The organism is Bradyrhizobium sp. Pha-3 (assembly GCF_042258325.1).
In the GTDB taxonomy this organism is placed as follows: Bacteria; Pseudomonadota; Alphaproteobacteria; order Rhizobiales; family Xanthobacteraceae; genus Bradyrhizobium; species Bradyrhizobium elkanii.
On record NZ_CP170151.1, the window covers coordinates 9081108 to 9097351 of the forward strand.

General features: G+C 64.2%; 14 protein-coding genes. 3 read left to right on the forward strand and 11 right to left on the reverse strand.

All coding sequences use genetic code 11. The annotated features are described in order from the left end of the window. Nucleotides 1-75 precede the first annotated feature (75 nt). On the forward strand, nucleotides 76-1884 hold the full coding sequence (locus tag ACE10X_RS43325) for an NAD(P)/FAD-dependent oxidoreductase (protein ID WP_375763856.1): 1809 nt from the start codon (nucleotides 76-78) through the stop codon (nucleotides 1882-1884). Nucleotides 1885-2076: 192 nt separating this feature from the next. Here the strand turns inward: ACE10X_RS43325 and ACE10X_RS43330 are convergent, their stop codons facing one another. From ACE10X_RS43330 to ACE10X_RS43360, 7 genes are all read right to left on the reverse strand, one after another. After that, nucleotides 2077-2496 carry a CBS domain-containing protein gene (locus ACE10X_RS43330; RefSeq protein WP_038382541.1) on the reverse strand — a complete coding sequence of 140 codons (420 nt, stop codon included), beginning with the start codon at nucleotides 2494-2496 and terminating at the stop codon, nucleotides 2077-2079. A gap of 253 nt (nucleotides 2497-2749) precedes the next feature. Continuing rightward, nucleotides 2750-3220: an aminoacyl-tRNA deacylase gene (locus ACE10X_RS43335; protein ID WP_038382522.1), complete on the reverse strand. Its 471-nt coding sequence runs from the start codon at nucleotides 3218-3220 to the stop codon at nucleotides 2750-2752. Between the two features lie 120 nt (nucleotides 3221-3340). Further along, nucleotides 3341-4153 carry a pentapeptide repeat-containing protein gene (locus ACE10X_RS43340; RefSeq protein WP_375763857.1) on the reverse strand — a complete coding sequence of 271 codons (813 nt, stop codon included), beginning with the start codon at nucleotides 4151-4153 and terminating at the stop codon, nucleotides 3341-3343. Between the two features lie 331 nt (nucleotides 4154-4484). Further along, a complete protein-coding gene (locus ACE10X_RS43345; RefSeq protein WP_375763858.1) occupies nucleotides 4485-5042 on the reverse strand; it encodes a hypothetical protein in 558 nt (185 codons plus the stop codon). Nucleotides 5043-5231: 189 nt separating this feature from the next. Beyond that, a complete protein-coding gene (locus ACE10X_RS43350; RefSeq protein ID WP_080583218.1) occupies nucleotides 5232-7067 on the reverse strand; it encodes a DUF1963 domain-containing protein in 1836 nt (611 codons plus the stop codon). Between the two features lie 203 nt (nucleotides 7068-7270). Next, nucleotides 7271-8509: a CaiB/BaiF CoA transferase family protein gene (locus tag ACE10X_RS43355; RefSeq protein WP_375763859.1), complete on the reverse strand. Its 1239-nt coding sequence runs from the start codon at nucleotides 8507-8509 to the stop codon at nucleotides 7271-7273. Beyond that, nucleotides 8496-9197, reverse strand: a complete 702-nt coding sequence (locus tag ACE10X_RS43360) for a haloacid dehalogenase type II (protein WP_038382527.1) — start codon at nucleotides 9195-9197, stop codon at nucleotides 8496-8498. The genes ACE10X_RS43355 and ACE10X_RS43360 overlap by 14 nt, the downstream gene beginning before the upstream one ends. Before the next feature lie 94 nt (nucleotides 9198-9291). On the opposite strand from ACE10X_RS43360, the gene ACE10X_RS43365 reads away from it, so the two are divergent. After that, the gene (locus tag ACE10X_RS43365) at nucleotides 9292-10194 is read left to right on the forward strand and encodes a LysR family transcriptional regulator (RefSeq protein ID WP_038382528.1); all 903 of its coding nucleotides are present in this window, start codon (nucleotides 9292-9294) and stop codon (nucleotides 10192-10194) included. Here ACE10X_RS43365 and ACE10X_RS43370 read toward each other — a convergent pair. After that, entirely contained in the window at nucleotides 10191-11600 is a 1410-nt protein-coding gene (locus tag ACE10X_RS43370) for an MFS transporter (RefSeq protein ID WP_038382529.1), read from the reverse strand. The genes ACE10X_RS43365 and ACE10X_RS43370 overlap by 4 nt on opposite strands. Nucleotides 11601-11898: 298 nt before the next feature. Here ACE10X_RS43370 and ACE10X_RS43375 point away from each other — a divergent pair, with 298 nt between their 5' ends. Next, nucleotides 11899-13068 carry a hypothetical protein gene (locus ACE10X_RS43375; RefSeq protein WP_375763860.1) on the forward strand — a complete coding sequence of 390 codons (1170 nt, stop codon included), beginning with the start codon at nucleotides 11899-11901 and terminating at the stop codon, nucleotides 13066-13068. 115 nt (nucleotides 13069-13183) lie between these two features. Here the strand turns inward: ACE10X_RS43375 and ACE10X_RS43380 are convergent, their stop codons facing one another. The 3 genes from ACE10X_RS43380 to ACE10X_RS43390 are packed head-to-tail and all read right to left on the reverse strand — an operon-like array spanning nucleotide 13184 to nucleotide 16226. Next, nucleotides 13184-14446, reverse strand: a complete 1263-nt coding sequence (locus tag ACE10X_RS43380; RefSeq protein WP_038382530.1) for an adenosylmethionine--8-amino-7-oxononanoate transaminase — start codon at nucleotides 14444-14446, stop codon at nucleotides 13184-13186. Further along, a complete protein-coding gene (gene bioD / locus ACE10X_RS43385) occupies nucleotides 14443-15075 on the reverse strand; it encodes a dethiobiotin synthase (protein ID WP_038382531.1) in 633 nt (210 codons plus the stop codon). The genes ACE10X_RS43380 and bioD overlap by 4 nt, the downstream gene beginning before the upstream one ends. After that, nucleotides 15072-16226 (reverse strand): 8-amino-7-oxononanoate synthase, encoded by a 1155-nt coding sequence (locus ACE10X_RS43390; RefSeq protein WP_038382532.1) that lies wholly within the window; start codon nucleotides 16224-16226, stop codon nucleotides 15072-15074. The genes bioD and ACE10X_RS43390 overlap by 4 nt, the downstream gene beginning before the upstream one ends. Nucleotides 16227-16244 lie beyond the last annotated feature (18 nt).

Genomic DNA, 16244 nt, shown 5'->3' on the forward strand with positions numbered 1-16244 from the left:
GATTCGACCTCGCTAACGATCGCGCCGGAACCACGACGCAAAGGCGATCGACGCCGGCATATGGGAGAATGAGACATGCTCACGAAGGCCCCGGACGGAAAGATCACCGCGCTGCTCGACGAGTTCAACGCCGCATTGTCGTCGGGTGACATCGAACGCGCGATCGCGCTGTTCCAGACCGATTGCTACTGGCGCGATCTGGTCACCTTCACCTGGAACATCAAAACCATGGAAGGCAAGGATCAGATCCGCGACATGCTGAAGGCGCGGCTTGCGGACAGCAAACCGTCGGGATGGCGCATTGCCGATGGCGACGCCGCGAGCGAAGCCGGCGGCATCATCGAGAGCTGGATCGAGTTCGAGACCGATGTCGCGCGCGGCTATGGTCACCTGCGCATGAAGGATGGACGCATCTGGACCTTGCTCACCACCATGGCCGAGCTCAAGGGACATGAGGAGAAATCCGGCTTCACCCGTCCGCTCGGCGCCAAGCACGGCCATGACAAGGACCGTAAGAGCTGGCGCGAGGAACGTGACCAGGAAATCACCGAACTGGGTCATGCAAAACAACCCTATACGCTGATCATCGGCGGTGGGCAGGGCGGCATCGCGCTTGGCGCGCGGCTGCGGCAACTGAATGTCCCGACCATCATCATCGAGAAGAACGAACGCGCCGGCGATTCCTGGCGCAAGCGATACAAGTCGCTCTGCCTGCACGATCCGGTCTGGTACGACCATCTGCCCTATATCGACTTCCCGAAAAACTGGCCGGTGTTCGCGCCGAAGGACAAGATCGGCGACTGGCTGGAGATGTACACGAAGGTGATGGAGCTCAACTACTGGAGCTCGACCACGGCGAAGTCGGCCAAGTATGACGAGAAGGCCGGGGAATGGACTGTCGTGGTCGAGCGCGACGGCAAGGAGATCACGCTCAAGCCGAAGCAGCTCGTGCTGGCGACCGGCATGTCGGGCAAGGCGAACTGGCCCACCTACAAGGGGCAGGACATCTTCAAGGGTGAGCAGCAGCATTCCTCGACCCACCCGGGGCCGGAGAAATATCGCGGCAAGAAGGTGGTGGTGATCGGCTCCAACAACTCCGCCCACGACATTTGCGCGGCGCTGTGGGAAGGTGGTGCCGACGTCACCATGGTGCAGCGCTCATCCACGCACATCGTGAAGTCCGACACGCTGATGGATATCGGGCTCGGCGCGCTCTATTCGGAGCAGGCGGTCGCGAGCGGAGTGACCACACGCAAGGCCGACCTGATCTTCGCCTCGCTACCCTACAAGATCATGCACGAATTCCAGATTCCGCTCTATCAACAGATGCGCGAGCGCGACAAGGATTTCTACGCCGCGCTGGAGAAAGTCGGCTTCATGCATGACTGGGGCGACGACGGCTCCGGCCTGTTCATGAAGTACCTGCGCCGCGGCTCGGGCTATTACATCGACGTCGGCGCCTGCGATCTCGTGATCGACGGTTCGATCAAGCTCAAGAGCGGCAAGGGCGCGGCGGTGCAGGAGCTGACCGAAACCGGCGTCAGGTTCGTGGACGGTAGCGAACTCCCCGCCGATCTCGTCGTCTATGCCACCGGCTATGGCTCGATGAACGGCTGGGCCGCCGACCTGATCTCGAAGGACGTCGCCGACAAGGTCGGCAAGGTCTGGGGTCTTGGATCCGAGACCACCAAGGACCCGGGCCCGTGGGAGGGCGAGCAGCGCAACATGTGGAAGCCGACCCAGCAGGAGGCGCTTTGGTTCCACGGCGGCAACCTGCACCAGTCGCGGCATTACTCCCAATATCTCGCGCTGCAACTGAAGGCGCGGATGGAGGGCATCCCGACCCCGGTCTACGGCTTGCAGAAGGTTCATCACCTGGGTTGATTGACCGGGCGATAACGCGACGTCGGGCGGATCGTCGTGCGATCCGCCCCTCGACAGATCGGCTGGAGATCGAACGGTGCCGATGGCCGTCCAGCTTCGGGCCGATGCCTGTGAGACAGCCGGCACCGGTTGCCTTCCCGGTTGATCATGATACTGGCCGGTCTGCCAGATTTCCCGCAGGCCGGCCTCGCTTCAATGATGAGCAGACACGCTCTTCATGCATTGGGACATGAGATCGGCACCCGCAAACTGGCCTATGTCCCCCAGGCTGACCATGCCGACCATTCGTTTGCTCTTGTTGATGACAGGCAGCCTGCGGATCTTCAGCGTTTCCATGTGGTGCACCGCTTTCGCCAGATCGTCGTCTTCGCGGCAGCAGTGGATGCCTTCGGTCATCACATCCCGCGCCGTGGTACGCGCAGAGTTGAAGTCCTTGCTCGCAAGACCTTTGCAGACGAGGTCGCGATCCGTCACCATCCCGATCAGACGATCGTCTTGCCCGATCGGAATGCAGCCGATGTCGTGGCCTTGCATCAATTTCGCGATTTCGGTGATTGGAGTGTCGGGGCTTACCCAATCGACGCCCTTGTGCATCACGTCCTTGACTTTCATGGAGGACCTCCCGTCCAAGGCAGCAGCCCCCTCACTCGCAATTATACAACAGAGCTGGCGCGACTGCATGCGTGCCGCGCCTTACGGCGCAATGATGAAACCGGGTCGAAACGTCATCGCGCATGAGCCCCTTGTTGAGCATGATCTCCGCGCAAACGCGTTCCACCTTTGTCGCGCGAGAGAGCCGCTTCGCACCCTTCCGGATCATGCTCCGGTCGGGGCGCACCGATAGATGGTCCGCTGTCATGCCGCCTCAGTCGTGCGTACTGAAGCAGCCATGCAGGGAACCGGCGGTCAGGCGTGCGAATTGCGCGCGACCGAGATGAAGCAACGTCTCATGATCGCCGGCTTCGATATAGATCTCGGGCTGCATCCGGATGCTGTCATCAACGATAACGTCGAGCCCGTAGCAACTGCCGGCGGCAGGAACCGCCCCATGCGCACAGTCCGCGAACAGCCGATCGATCTCGCTTTCGGCGGCCATAGCGATATCGTCACCGAATCTCGCCCTGAGATCCGCCAGCCTGAGGTGATGTGATGCCGGCAGCACGGCGAGCAGGTACCCGTCGTTGCGGCGCAGCACGATGGCCTTGGCCAAGCGATCGCCCGAGACGTGACAAGCCTGGGCGGTAAGGGCGGACGACATCGTCAGTACGTGCGGGATTTCGTCGTACTCGATGTTTTCTGCAGCGAGATAATTGTGCAGTTTGGGAGAAATGGTCATGGCGTCACCTCCGGTGCCACATGCAACCATCCACCGTGGTCCTGCCCGCCGCACGATGAGCGGCCGCGTGGTTCTCAAGACAGAACATAGGTCTTGTCGCTGCACACTGCAATTCGATCCCTAATGGGAGCGCCGCGCCAGGTTCAAGTTCCGGGCCTTGTCCAGATTGCGGGCCTCGGCCAGCGCGGCCGCGCTTGGCAAGAGGGCCGACGCAAGGTCGGTCTCGGTGAAATCTGCGCCGGCGACATTGGCGTCGGACAGGTCGGCTCCCGCAAGGTCAGCTCTGTAGAGGCTGCAGTTCGCCAGATTGGCGTTCTGCAGTTGCGCGAATTCGAGATCGGCGCGAGCGAGGTTGGCGCCGCTGAGATCCGCATTCCGCAGGTCGGCGGATTTGAGCACGCCGCGCATCAGACCCATCGATTGGTTGCGCATATCGGCGCTCAGATCGGCGCCCGCAAGCCTGGCCCCGATCAGGCTGGCACCGGAGAGATCGGCGGTTATCCGAGCGCCGCTCAAATCGGCGCCGCCAAGCCTGGCGCGTTGCATCTGCGTGCCGAGCAGCGATGCCTTGACGAGTGACGCCCCCGTCAAGTCCGCGTCGATCAGCCAGGCCTGGTTCAAGATGGCCCGATCGAAGCGGGCGCCTTTCAGATTGGCCCGGTTGAGCTTTACGAGATGAAGGTTGCCGCCGGAGAAATCGAGGCCCGAGAGATCGAGGTGCGACAGTCGCTTTCCATCCAAATCCGCATTGCGTCCGTCCCCTTGAGGGACCGCCTTGAGGAGCGCGTCGACCTCGGCGCGCGTCATCTCCGACGTCGTCATTTCCGGACTGTTGAGGTCGACACTCCGCAGCATGTCCTGCGACACGGCGTCAGTCGGATCAATCAGCAGCGCCGCTATCGACACAAAGGCAAATGCGAGACGAAACGACATCGCCGTCTCTCCGCCGCTCAGTTACCCGGTATCGTCTCTTGAATTCTCCGGGTCGGCCGCGCCGTCAGGTTAGCTGGCCGGCTCCGGCCTATGCCAGAGTATGAAACCGGATATCGATCCTGGCAATGCCAGTGCCCCGTCCGAGGGAGCGCTGCCTCGCAAGGCAAAGTGCCAGATTGCGGCCCGATGCACGTCTCGTCCCGGTAGGCGATCTCAAGCCCGAAGGGGCGCGACAGGAAGAACGATCCGCCGCTCGTCGCCGACGGCGCGACGCGGCATCTGCTCGGCGATAGCTCTATCGACCGGCCTTCGCGATCCGTTACCGAGCCGGTTAATGCAAGGTTAGCCGGCCGCGCTCGTCGGCAAGCGCCGGGAATCGGGTCGCGAGCGCCACTGTCAGCGGCGCATTCTGCTCGACCACTTGAAATGTCATTCTGCCGAGCCGGTAGCCCGCCTCGAAGGCGGCGGCGAGATTGTCAGGCGAGACCACGACAACGGATTTAGGCTTGTTCGCGTCGGTGAACGTCACCAGGGTCGGATAATCCTTCGGACGCAGGACGCCGAACGACTTGGCTTTGACGGCCGCGCTCATGGTTCTCGCATTGTCACCGGACGGAAGAGGCGGCGCCAGCTCGCGATAACCGAGAACCTGGACGACGATATGCGTCATGCTGCTCAGATAGCTGTAGTTTCGATCGTAATTCGTCGCGAACAGAACCTTTCCGTCGCCAAGATCCACAAACGGGGCTTCGCCGTGCACGGTGAAGCCACCACCCCAGTCGGAACCACCGGCGCCCGGCATCGGGATCAGGAATTCCCGCTCAAGGCGCAATTCCATGATTGACGAGCCGGACTTCATCCCGCCGGGGGTTTCGACCTCGATGGTCATCCGGTAGCGCAAAGATGCCTGCGGCGTACTGCATCGGACCAACAGCCACGCCAATGCAATTGCTACGCCGGCAAAGATGACAGGCCGTTTCAAGAGGACACCTTTGCGCAGCCATTGATCGGATATTGGCCGTCTTTCGCTTCGCCGATCATTCGGTCGCTACCGGCAACTGCCTTTGCGGCGGATCTGTCAGTTCGAGACATCCACCCGCACATGTCTGAAGTCGTGCCGTTCAAGATCGGAGCGGAAGATCGAGACGACGAGGTCGTTGACATCGCCGCATCTGAAATGCGTGAGATTGTTGGTCGGAAATTGCAGCAGCATGACCGAATTCGGCTTGTTTTCGATGAAGTCCGCGCACCAGCCTCGCGGCGCGCCGCCAATCTGGAGCGTGGCTTGCTCGGCGTCGAACGCCCAGTCCGCCTCGAGAAGATGCCGAGCGGCCGGGATCACTGCGTCGGGATCGTCGGCGTAAAGCTGCTTGGCGATTTCGGAGCGCAACACCCTGTACCCCGTCGACCAGAACTCCGGCAGCGCCTGATCGGCCGCACGCTCGTCGAGCAGCCGATAGAACGCGGTCCACTCGTCAGGCACGAACGCGGCATCGCTCGGACGATCGCGGACCCTGCGCAGGACCGCTTCCAGCTCTACGACGAGCGCATCGGCCTTCTGCTGCCTGCTCCGTGCGATAGCGGGCCTCTGGCCCTCGCTTGCCTCGACCGTTCCGAGCCTGCGCAATTGCTCATGCGCCCAGTCGCGCTCGCTCTCCGCGCGCCCGCGCGCGTCTGCCCAGCTATCGGGCGGCGGCAGCCCACGACCATGCGCCATCGTCGGCTCGAGCGCCGCGGCGTTCTCGATCCAGAACGCATAATAGAGCCCGCGAACCTGGCGAACCCGCGCCGCATAGGCTTCCCAGTCCTGCGGAAATTTCTCCCTGTATTCCAGCCAGCCGGCGAGATCGGCTGAAACGCCCCTGTCGGGCGACGGGATCCGCACATCGGCCTGAAGATCTCGTTCAAGGTCCTGAATGAGCCGAACCAACCCGGCATATCTGCGCCCTTGCTCGGTGTCGGGCGGAAACAGCGGCGCTTTCGATTTCACCCAGATCGGCGCCAGAAAGCCCTCGCCATTGGCGAGCTCGATTTCCGACTTGTCGAGCGCCGCAACGAAGCTGGCGCCACGCTGCAAGGTGATCTCGTCGTGCAGTTCTCTGATGCGCAGGACCAGTTCGGCGTGAGACAGCCAGCTCTGCAACGAGAATGGCTGCACCGCTTCGGAACGCGCCAGCCCCTCGCGCAGCCGTTCCGCTGTTTCAGCGAGTTGCTCGAACGCCGCCATCAACTCCCTGCGCGGCGGCTTGAGCTGCGCTTCCTGCTGCCGCGCGGCGTCGGCCAGACGAGCCGACCACGCCCTCGATTGGGCAAGCGCCTCCTGCACGAGCAACTCGAGCGTTCTCCAGTCGATCGGCTGAAGCTCCCAGGATGCGATGGCGAAAACCGCATCGGCAGAAGGCTTGCGCCGCAGCCGGTTTGGAACGCAGTTTTCGCCGTCGACGGGATGCACGAAGTCGAGCGGCCATCTGGGCGGCGGTGCCAGCAGCGCGTCATATTTGTCGTCGACCCAATATAGACCCGTGGCGCTCTTCTGCCAGGCGCGCTCGTTGCAGCGTTCCGATCCGAGCGTCGGCTGATGGATCAGCTTCACGTCGATGCGACCGGAAACGGCTGCGAAAAATGCGAGCCATCCAGTCCTCGGACCGAGGCCGCCCCACAGGCTGGACGGCAAGGATGCGCAATTGATCTGGCAAAGAAACTGATACGGCTGCCCGTCCCTGCTGGGCCATTGGAAGGGATCGGGAAGTTTTGGATTGCCGCCGATCCAGCCGACCTCGGCTGCGACCGGGCGAGCCGGAATCGCAGCACGCAGCCAGACAGCATCCTGGTCACGTGCGGCCGAATCCTCGTCCGAGGCCTTGGCAAGCATTTCCAGATTGTACGTTAGGAACTTGGCTATAAAGTCCTTCATCGCGCGCCGCTCCTCAACCTGGGCCAGAATATCGGCGTCGATTCAGGATTGCGCCATCCAAATTCTGTATCTTGGAAAGCGAGTTCTTAATTCCCGCGAACGGGCGCGCCTGATTTGGCAAAGGCCAAGACCGTGCTACGCGCCATTTCGCCGCACGTTGGGCGGCGTACCCCGGCGGCGCAGCGCGACCGCCGCAGCGCCGCTCACATCGACGATCGCACGAATGTCCGTCCGAGGTCGCCGAACGCGCCCTCGTCGGCAAATCTCCCGAGCTGATCGTCGCTCCAGCCGAGCCATTCCGCAAACACTTCGCTCGTGTGTTCGCCGAGCATCGGCGGCGGCGTCGAAGGCGGCGGCGGGACGTCGCCGAATCGCGTCGGCCTCGCGATGAACTTCACATCTACCGCGGCCGGATGGCTGATGGTCTGGACCATTCCCCGCTGCGTGAGCTGCGGCGTTTCGCAGACCTCGCCGACCGACTTGATCGCGCCGCACGGAATGCCAGCCGCGCCGAGCGCCTGCAGCCAGTCGGCGCGGCTTCGCCGGGCGAAGATCGGCGAAAGGATCGCGACGAGCTCGTTGCGGCTCGCCGCGCGCTTCGGAGCGGTTGCGAAGCGGATGTCTTCGCGCAGTTCCGAACGGCCGATGACGTCGCAGAAGGCCGCCCAGAACTTGTCGTTCGCGACCCCGACATTGATCCAGCCATCGCTGGTTTCGAACGGTTCATACGGGCTGATGGTCGGATGGACATTGCCGCGGCGCTTCGGGCTTTGTCCCGAGGCGAAGTACATGCCGGCGTTGAACGTCAGCAGCGATGCCATGGCGTCGAGCATGGAGACGTCGACCTGGCCGCCTTCGCCGGTGCGGCTCTTCCGCATCAGGGCAGCCAGCACCGAATGCGACGCATAGAGGCCCGTGACGAGGTCGGCGATCGACGTGCCGACCTTGGTCGGCGGCCCATCCGGATCGCCGGTGATGTCCATCACGCCGGATTCGCCCTGAAGGATCAGATCGTAGCCGGGGCGCGCGGCGTCGGCGCCGGTGCGCCCGAACCCCGAGATGCTGCACAGGATGACGTCGTCCTTGCGGGCCCTCAGCGCGTCGAAGCCGAGCCCCCATTTGTCCAGCGTACCGGGACGGAAGTTCTCGATGACGACATCTGCGACGGATGCAAGATGGAGCACCGCGTCGCGCCCCGCCGGCGACTTCAGATCGATAGCGCAACTTCGCTTGTTGCGGTTCACCGACAGGAAATACGCACTCTCGCCGCCGATGAAGGGCGGGCCGTAACGGCGGCTTTCGTCGCCTTGTCTGGGATCCTCGATCTTGACGATGTCGGCGCCGAGATCGCCGAGCTGCATCGTGGCAAACGGGCCGGAGACCACGCGGCAGAGGTCGAGGACCCTGATGCCCGACAGCGGCTCGCGATCAGACGATCGCATCGGCGAGGTCCTTCATCGACGGCACCAGGATGTCGGGCTGATGCGGCGTGATGCCGAACGGGCGGCTGCGCCGGTCGATGAAGGCCGTCCGCATGCCGGCGGACTTGGCGCCGATGCAGTCGAAGGCATGATTGGCCACGAACAGCACCTGCTCGGGCTTCACGCCCATGATCTCGGCCGCTTTCGTATAGGTCGCGACATGCGGTTTGAACGAATTGGCCTCCGTCACCGAGATCACGCGATCGAACGGGACCTTGTGGTACTGCTTCGCGGTCTCGAGCATGTCGGGATCGCCGTTCGAGAGCACGACGAGCTTGTACTTGCGTTGCAGCCGCGCCAGCGCGTCCGGCACCTCCGGAAACGGCACCAGCTTCTCGATCTCGCCCACGAGGTAGCGCACATCGTCCATCGTGTAGTCGATCTTCGCGCGGTCCATCACGTGGGCAACCGCGCGGTGCCCGATCTCGCGATAGGGCGTGTGCTCGCGATGCAGCAGCGCATCGATCATCGAATTCTCGAAATGCGTGCGACGCCACCATGTGACGAAGGAATTCGGGTCACCCTTCCAGCCCTTCTTCTCGAGGAACGGCGCCGCGACCCTGGTCAGACCGCCCTGCATGTCGACCACCGTGCCGTACTGGTCGAACATGCAGATCTTCACGTCGTGCTTGATCGTCTCAAAGCTCATTGATGCCTCCTTGGTCGGAATCGATTGATACGCCCTCCATCATCATGGATGAAATGGATTTGTGATCTTTCGTCATTCACGATATGAATGACGGATGAACCTTCGATCCATCGACCTCAATCTGCTCGTCGCGCTGGACGCACTGCTGACCGAGCGTCACGTCACCAAGGCGGCGGATCGCGTCGGCCTCAGTCAACCGGCGATGAGCAATGCGCTCAACCGGTTGCGCGGGATGTTCAAGGACGAACTCCTGGTGCGGACCACGACCGGGATGAAGCCGACGCCCCGCGCCACCGAACTCGCGGAGCCATTGCGCCAGGTCCTGCGCCAGGTCGAGCGTGTGATGGCGAGCGACGCCGGCTTCGATCCAAACCGGACGGAACGCACCTTCACGATCAGGATGTCGGACATTCTCGCGTGCCTGCTGCTGCCGCGACTCGCCGCAGCGCGGCCGCAGGACGCACGGATCTCCTACAATACGATCCATCTGCCGCCTGCTCTGACGATCGATGCGCTGGAGCGGGACGAGATCGACGTCGCGGTGAGCATGGGGCTCGAACATTCCGCATCGATCCGTTCCGAGACGCTGCTCCGCGACCGCATGGTCTGCCTGATGCGACGCGGACACCAGATCAAGCGCGCACGGCTGACCTTCGAGCACTTCATCGCGCAGGAGCACATGAAGGTCTCGATGAGCCCGACCGATCTTCGCTTCGTCGACGACGTGCTCGCCGAACGCGGCCATCGAAGACGCATCGCCCTGAACGTCCCGCATTGGCTGGTCGTGCCTCACGTCTTGAAGAAGACCGATCTGCTCGCGGTGATGCCGAGGCACCTCGCGACCGTGCTGATGGACGACGATCTGAGGATGGAGGAATTGCCGTTCGAGTCCGCGCCGTTCGACTGGATGTTGTACTGGCACCGCAGATACGATCAGAGCAATGCTAATGGCTGGCTCCGCGACCGGATCAGGGCGGCCTGCTCCGACCTGAACTAGGCGCCGAGGTCCGCCGGCCTCCGCGCCATCGACGACCGCTCTCCCGCCTCGGCGTCCGTGACCGCCGCCGCGTCCTCCAGAGATCGTCCCTTGGTCTCGAAACCGAACACGAGAAAGACCACGGCCTGGAAGACGAGGATGCCGGCCAGGGTCGTCAGCACGCCGGTCAGCCCCTGCCAGGCGAAGATCGCGACCACGACGTACTGGACCAGCGCGGTCGCGATGCGTCCGGACGTGGCGCAGATCGCCGTGCCGCGAAGCCGATACCGCGTCGGAAACAGTTCGGGAACGTGCATCGCGAATCCGGTCGCCAGCATCACGTAGATCGCCGTGATCAGCAGGAAGCCCACGACTGCCAGCGCAACACCATCCGGCATGCATGGATAGGCGATACCGAGCACCGCTGCCGCAATCGACGAACAGACGATCGAGAGCCTGCGTCCGAGCCGGTCCGCCAGCACGAGCCCGATCAGCGATCCGACCGGACCGCCCAGCGCCATCACCGTGGTGTAGCCCAGCGAGGAAACCACGCTATGGCCGCCCTTGACCATGAAGGTCGGCAGCCAGCCGATGAACCCGTAGAGGCTGAAGCCGACGACGATGTGCAACAGGCTGCCGAGCAGCGTGCGCGCGAGATACGGAGGCTGGAAAAGACGCCAGACCGCGCCGGGAGACTCCTGCGCCGGCGCGCGGGCAGCGACGGCAGGAAGTACCGCCTTGCGCGCGGCCTCCGCTTCGATCGCCGACAGGATCTTCTCGGCCTCATCGACACGTCCATTGGCGGCGAGCCAGCGCGGCGATTCCGGCATCGACTTGCGCAGAAACCAGACGACCATCGCAAGGCAGCCGACAAGGCCGAACATGTAGCGCCATCCAAGCGTCGGGATCACCCACAGGCCGACCATGGAGGATACGAACAGCGAGAAATTGGTGATCACGGCGAGCAGCCCGATCCAGCGCCCACGCGAGGAAGCCGGCACGAATTCCGTCAAGGTCGCATAGCCGACCACGATCTCCGCGCCGAGGCCAATGCCGATGATGAAACGCAGGCCGATCAGGACGATCATGTTCGGCGCAAAGGCCGCGGCGATCGACGCGAGGCCAAAGATCGCGAGGTTCATCTGATAGGAGAAGCGGCGACCGAACCGATCGCCGAGGATGCCGGAGCACCACGCGCCGATCGTCATCCCGACGAAGGTCGCGGAGACGAACGCGGCGTTGAGTTCGAGCGTCGACCAGCCTTCCTTGAGCACGGCGCCCAGCACGCCGCCGGCCAGATAGATATCGAACGCATCGAGGAACATGCCGGCGCCAATCAGGGCCAGGATGCGCCAGTGGAATCCGCAGATCGGCAGCCTGTCGAGGCGCGCGCCCGCGTTGATGTCGATGTCGGCGGATCGCGCCATGCCAAACCTCCCTGCCCGGCCTTTGGCAGCCGGATGCTCCGGGCACCGATTGATGACGCGCAGAGGGTCGTCGTCCAATTCAAATCGAAAATTCGACTATTTGGCGCAGTGATGAAGCTGACGAGACCGCACGATCGCGTTCCATCCTGACACCGAGCTGACTTGCATTCGCCGTCGTTAACGATCCCGCCGTCGCGCGATCTCGAAATCACGGTGTCAGCACAAACATTCACAACGGGTTCATGTCGCCGCCACTATTCGACTCCAACGCTGGGGGAAGAAGATTGGAGTATCTGCCATGCGCCGCATCGCCGGACTGCCTTTCGCCTTGGCTCTCAGCCTCTGCTGTTTCTCACCGCCCGCGCCAGCGCGCGCGCAGCTTGCCATCGGCATCACCGTCAATGCGGCGCCGCCGCCATTGCCGGTCTATGTCCAGCCGCCGATCCCCGCGCCCGGCTACATCTGGACTCCGGGCTATTGGGCATGGAACGACGATACCGGTTACTACTGGGTGCCCGGCACATGGGTGCGTCCGCCGGCGCCTGAATTGCTATGGACACCCGGCTATTGGGGCTGGAGCGACGGCGCCTACGCCTTCCACGCCGGATACTGGGGCGCGACGGTCGGCTTCTACGGCGGCATCTCTTATGGCTTCGGCTACACCGGCGTCGGCTATGAGGGTGGCTACTGGCGCGGCGGCAGCTTCTTCTACAACAGCTCCGTCAACAACATCTCGAATGTCTCGGTCACCAACGTCTACAACAAGACCGTCGTCAACAACACGACCAACGTCAGCTACAACGGCGGCACCGGCGGGACCGCGGTGAAGCCGACGCCGCAGCAACTCGCGGCCCAGGGCGAGCACCACGTGACCGCGACCGGCGAGCAGACGCGACACGCGGAGGCGGCGATGAAGAATCCGGCGCTGACGCTCGCCAACAACCATGGTCATCCGGCGGTCGCCGCGACCGCGCACGCAGCGCGGTTCAGCGGCGCCGGCGTGGTGGCCGCGCGCCCAGGCAAGCCGATCGCGGCGCCGCCGCCCCGACATGCGCAACCCACGGCCGAGCACGCCTTGCCAACGGGACATGCTCTCCCGACGGGGAATGCTCCGACGCCAGGACACGCTCTGCCGACGGCAAATGCTTCGCCGGCCGGACACGCTCTACCGACGGGGAACGCGTTGCCGCCGGGGCACGCCTTGCCGACTGCGCATGCTCTGCCCAGCGCAGGCGCACATCCTGCACCGGCGCCGCACGTCGCTCCGCCGGCGTCAAGACCGCAGCTCGTGCAGCATGCACCGCCGCAGGCACGCGCAGTTGCGCATCCGCCGGCACCGCGCGTCGCGCAAGCGGTTGTGCGTCGGCCCGCGCCGCCGCAGGTATCACGACCGGCGCCGCGGCCTCATCCGGCACCACGGCCACATCCCGCTGCGAGGCCGCATCCGGCGCCACAACAACACTCATGATCGAATTCATCGGCGTGCCTGCAAGGGCACGCCGATGTCGTATGAGACCCCATCGCAGGCACAACGGCACGCGATGCATTCATTAATCCTGGACTATCGGGCGCGAAACGCGTCCTCAAGCCAGTTCGTCGGCCGCACACCTGATCCCGTCGTAGATCTCCTCGAGATCCGCCTCCGTGACGCAGTAGGGCGGCATGACGTAGATCGTGTTGCCGAGCGGCCGCAGCAGCAGATTGCGGCGCGCGAAGAAGGCCTGAAGCTTTGGGCCGATGCCGGCGAGATAGCCCGCATCTACTGCCTTCAGATCAAGCGCGGTGATGGTCCCGGTGCGACGGACGTTCTCGAAGCGCGCGTCGGCGCGGAACGGTGCGATCAGGCGCTCCTGCATCGCAGCCACCGCAGCGACGCGCGCGCCCGCGCCGTGTTGCCAGAGCTCGAGGTTTGCTTTTGCGGCGGCGCAGGCGATCGGATTCGCCGTGTAGGAGCTGGAATGGAAGAAGGTGCGGGAACGATCGCTGGAATAATGCGCGTCGTAGATCTCGGCCCGGCAGAGCGTCACCGCGAGCGGCAGCGAACCGCCGGTGAGGCCCTTCGAATAGCAGGCGATATCCGGCGTGATGTCGGCCTGCTCGCACGCGAACAATGTGCCGGTGCGGCCCCAGCCGGTCATGACCTCGTCGGCGATGAAGACCACGTTTGAGGCTGCGCAGATGCGTTTCATTTCCTTCAGCACGCAGGGCGGATACATCAGCATCCCGCCCGCACCCAGGATCAGCGGTTCGACAATGAACGCTGCCGCGGATTCCGTCCTGCACGCGGCTTCGAGCGCGTCGAGTGTCGCCTGTTCACGGCCGGGTGCCGGAAACGGAATCGACGCGACGTCGAACAGCAGCGGCTCGTAAGCCCTGTTGAAGACGCCGCGCGCGCCGACCGACATCGTCCCGACCGTGTCGCCATGGTAGGAATGCTCCATCACGATGATGCGGGTGCGCGTCGCGCCGATATTATGCCAGTAGCCGAGCGCCATCTTCAGCGCCACTTCCACGCTGGTCGAGCCAGAGTCGGAGAAGAACACGTAATCGAGCCCATCGGGCGCCAGCTTCAGGAGTTGCGCGGCGACCTGTTCGGCCGGATCGTGGGTATGGCCCGCGAAGATGATCTGGTTGAGCTGCTCCGCCTGGTCCTGGATCGCGCGCACGATGTGCGGATGGCAATGACCGTGGGTCACGACCCACCAGGATGCGATCGCATCGATGATGCGACGATCATCCGCGGTGTAGAGATAGGCACCCTCCCCGCGCACGATTCTCGTCATCTCGCCGTGCAGCGCGTGCTGGGTGAACGGGTGCCAGATCGGCGACTTCCGAGCGGATGTCATGGATTGAAATCTTCCCGCCGGAACGACGCCTTGAACGCTGCCTGCAGCGTGTCTGCCGCAAGCGCAGCAAGCCAGGGCAACCGGCCCAGCCGTCGCACCTGCCCGATCTCGCAAATCGCGCGCTCGCTCTCGGGATTGCTCTCGCCGACAAATGCGATCCCGAGAATGTCGATCCCGCGCTTGCGCAATGCCTCGACCGACAACAGCGAGTGATTGATGGTGCCGAGCGCGGTGCGGGCGCAGAGCACGATCGGAAGGTGCCATCGCGCGAAGACGTCGATATAGAGCGTGCTGCCGTCGAGCGGCACCATCAGCCCGCCGGCGCCCTCGATCACCAGCGGCCGGTCCCTGACATCGGGCACGTCGAGCGCGGCAGGATCGATGCGCACGCCGTCGAGTGCGGCGGACTGATGCGGCGAAGCCGGCGTTCGAAGCCGGTATCGCTCCGGCACGATGCGATCCGCCGGGAGCCCGCCAAGCCGTGCGACCAGTTGCGCATCGGTTTCCTCCTCGATGCCGGCCTGAACCGGCTTCCAGTAGCGCGCGCCGAGGAAACCGGCGAGGCCCGCGGAGAACACCGTCTTCCCGATCCCAGTATCGGTGCCGGTCACCACGATCCGGCAGCTCATCGCGACCAGCCTTTCGTCTCCTCGACCAGCGCATCGAGCAGAGCGCGCACGTCGTCCTCTCCGACATTGAGCGTCAGCGCAATCCGCAACCGCGCGGTGCCCGCCGGCACGGTCGGCGGCCTGATGCCTCTGATGTCGAAGCCGCGCGCCTGCAGCGCTGATGCCAGCTGCATGGCGCGCGCATTGTCGCCGACGATGTAGGGCACGATCTGCGAGCGCGACGGGCTGTGCCAACCACGCAGGTCGAGCTCGCGATGCGTGAACGCGACCAGTTTTGCCAGGCGCTGCTGATGCTCGGGCTCCTGCTGCAGGATCAGCAGCGCCTCACGCACGGCAACGGCCACAAGCGGCGACGGCGCGGTGGCGAAGATGAACGGGCGGCAGCGATTGACCATGAAGTCGCGCAGCACGGTCGAGGCCGTGACCAGCGCACCGGCGGCACCCAGCGCCTTGCCGCAGGTATGAACGATCACGAGGTTCTCGCGCCCCTCATAGGACGCCGTCAGCCCGCGCCCCTGCTCGCCATAGACGCCGGTGCCGTGCGCCTCGTCCACCACCAGAAACGCGTCGTGCCGGTCCGCGATGGCGACGAGGTCGCCGAGCGGCGCGACGTCGCCGTCCATGCTGTAGACGCTTTCGACCACGATCCAGACCCGGCCCGTGCCACCCTCGGCGCGCCAGCCGCGAATAGTGTCTTCGACCGACCCGGGATCGTTGTGCGCGCTGATCCGGAATTCGGCCCGGCCGGCCCGCGCGCCTTCATGGATGCTGGCGTGCACGAGAGAATCGAGCACCAGGAGGTCGCCGCGCTGCGGCAGCGTCGTCAGCACGGCGAAATTGGCGACGTAGCCGCCGCCAAAGAACAGCGCCGTCTCGGCTCTAAAGAACGCGGCGGCTTCGGCCTCCAGCCGTTCGTGCTCCTCGCAATTGCCGCGCAGCAGCCGCGACCCGCCGGCGCCGATCGGCGTGCCGGCCTCGAGCGCGGCCGCGACCGCCTGCTTGATGCGCGGCGCGCTCGCGAGCGCCAGATAGTCGTTCGAGACGAAATCGATGCCCGCGCGCGGCTTGAGACCGCGCAGCCGATCGTCCTTGCTCAGGGCGTGCAAGGCCGCGGCGTAATCAGCGACCTTGGCCGCATGGATTGCGCTCATGCTTCTCTCTCAGATTTG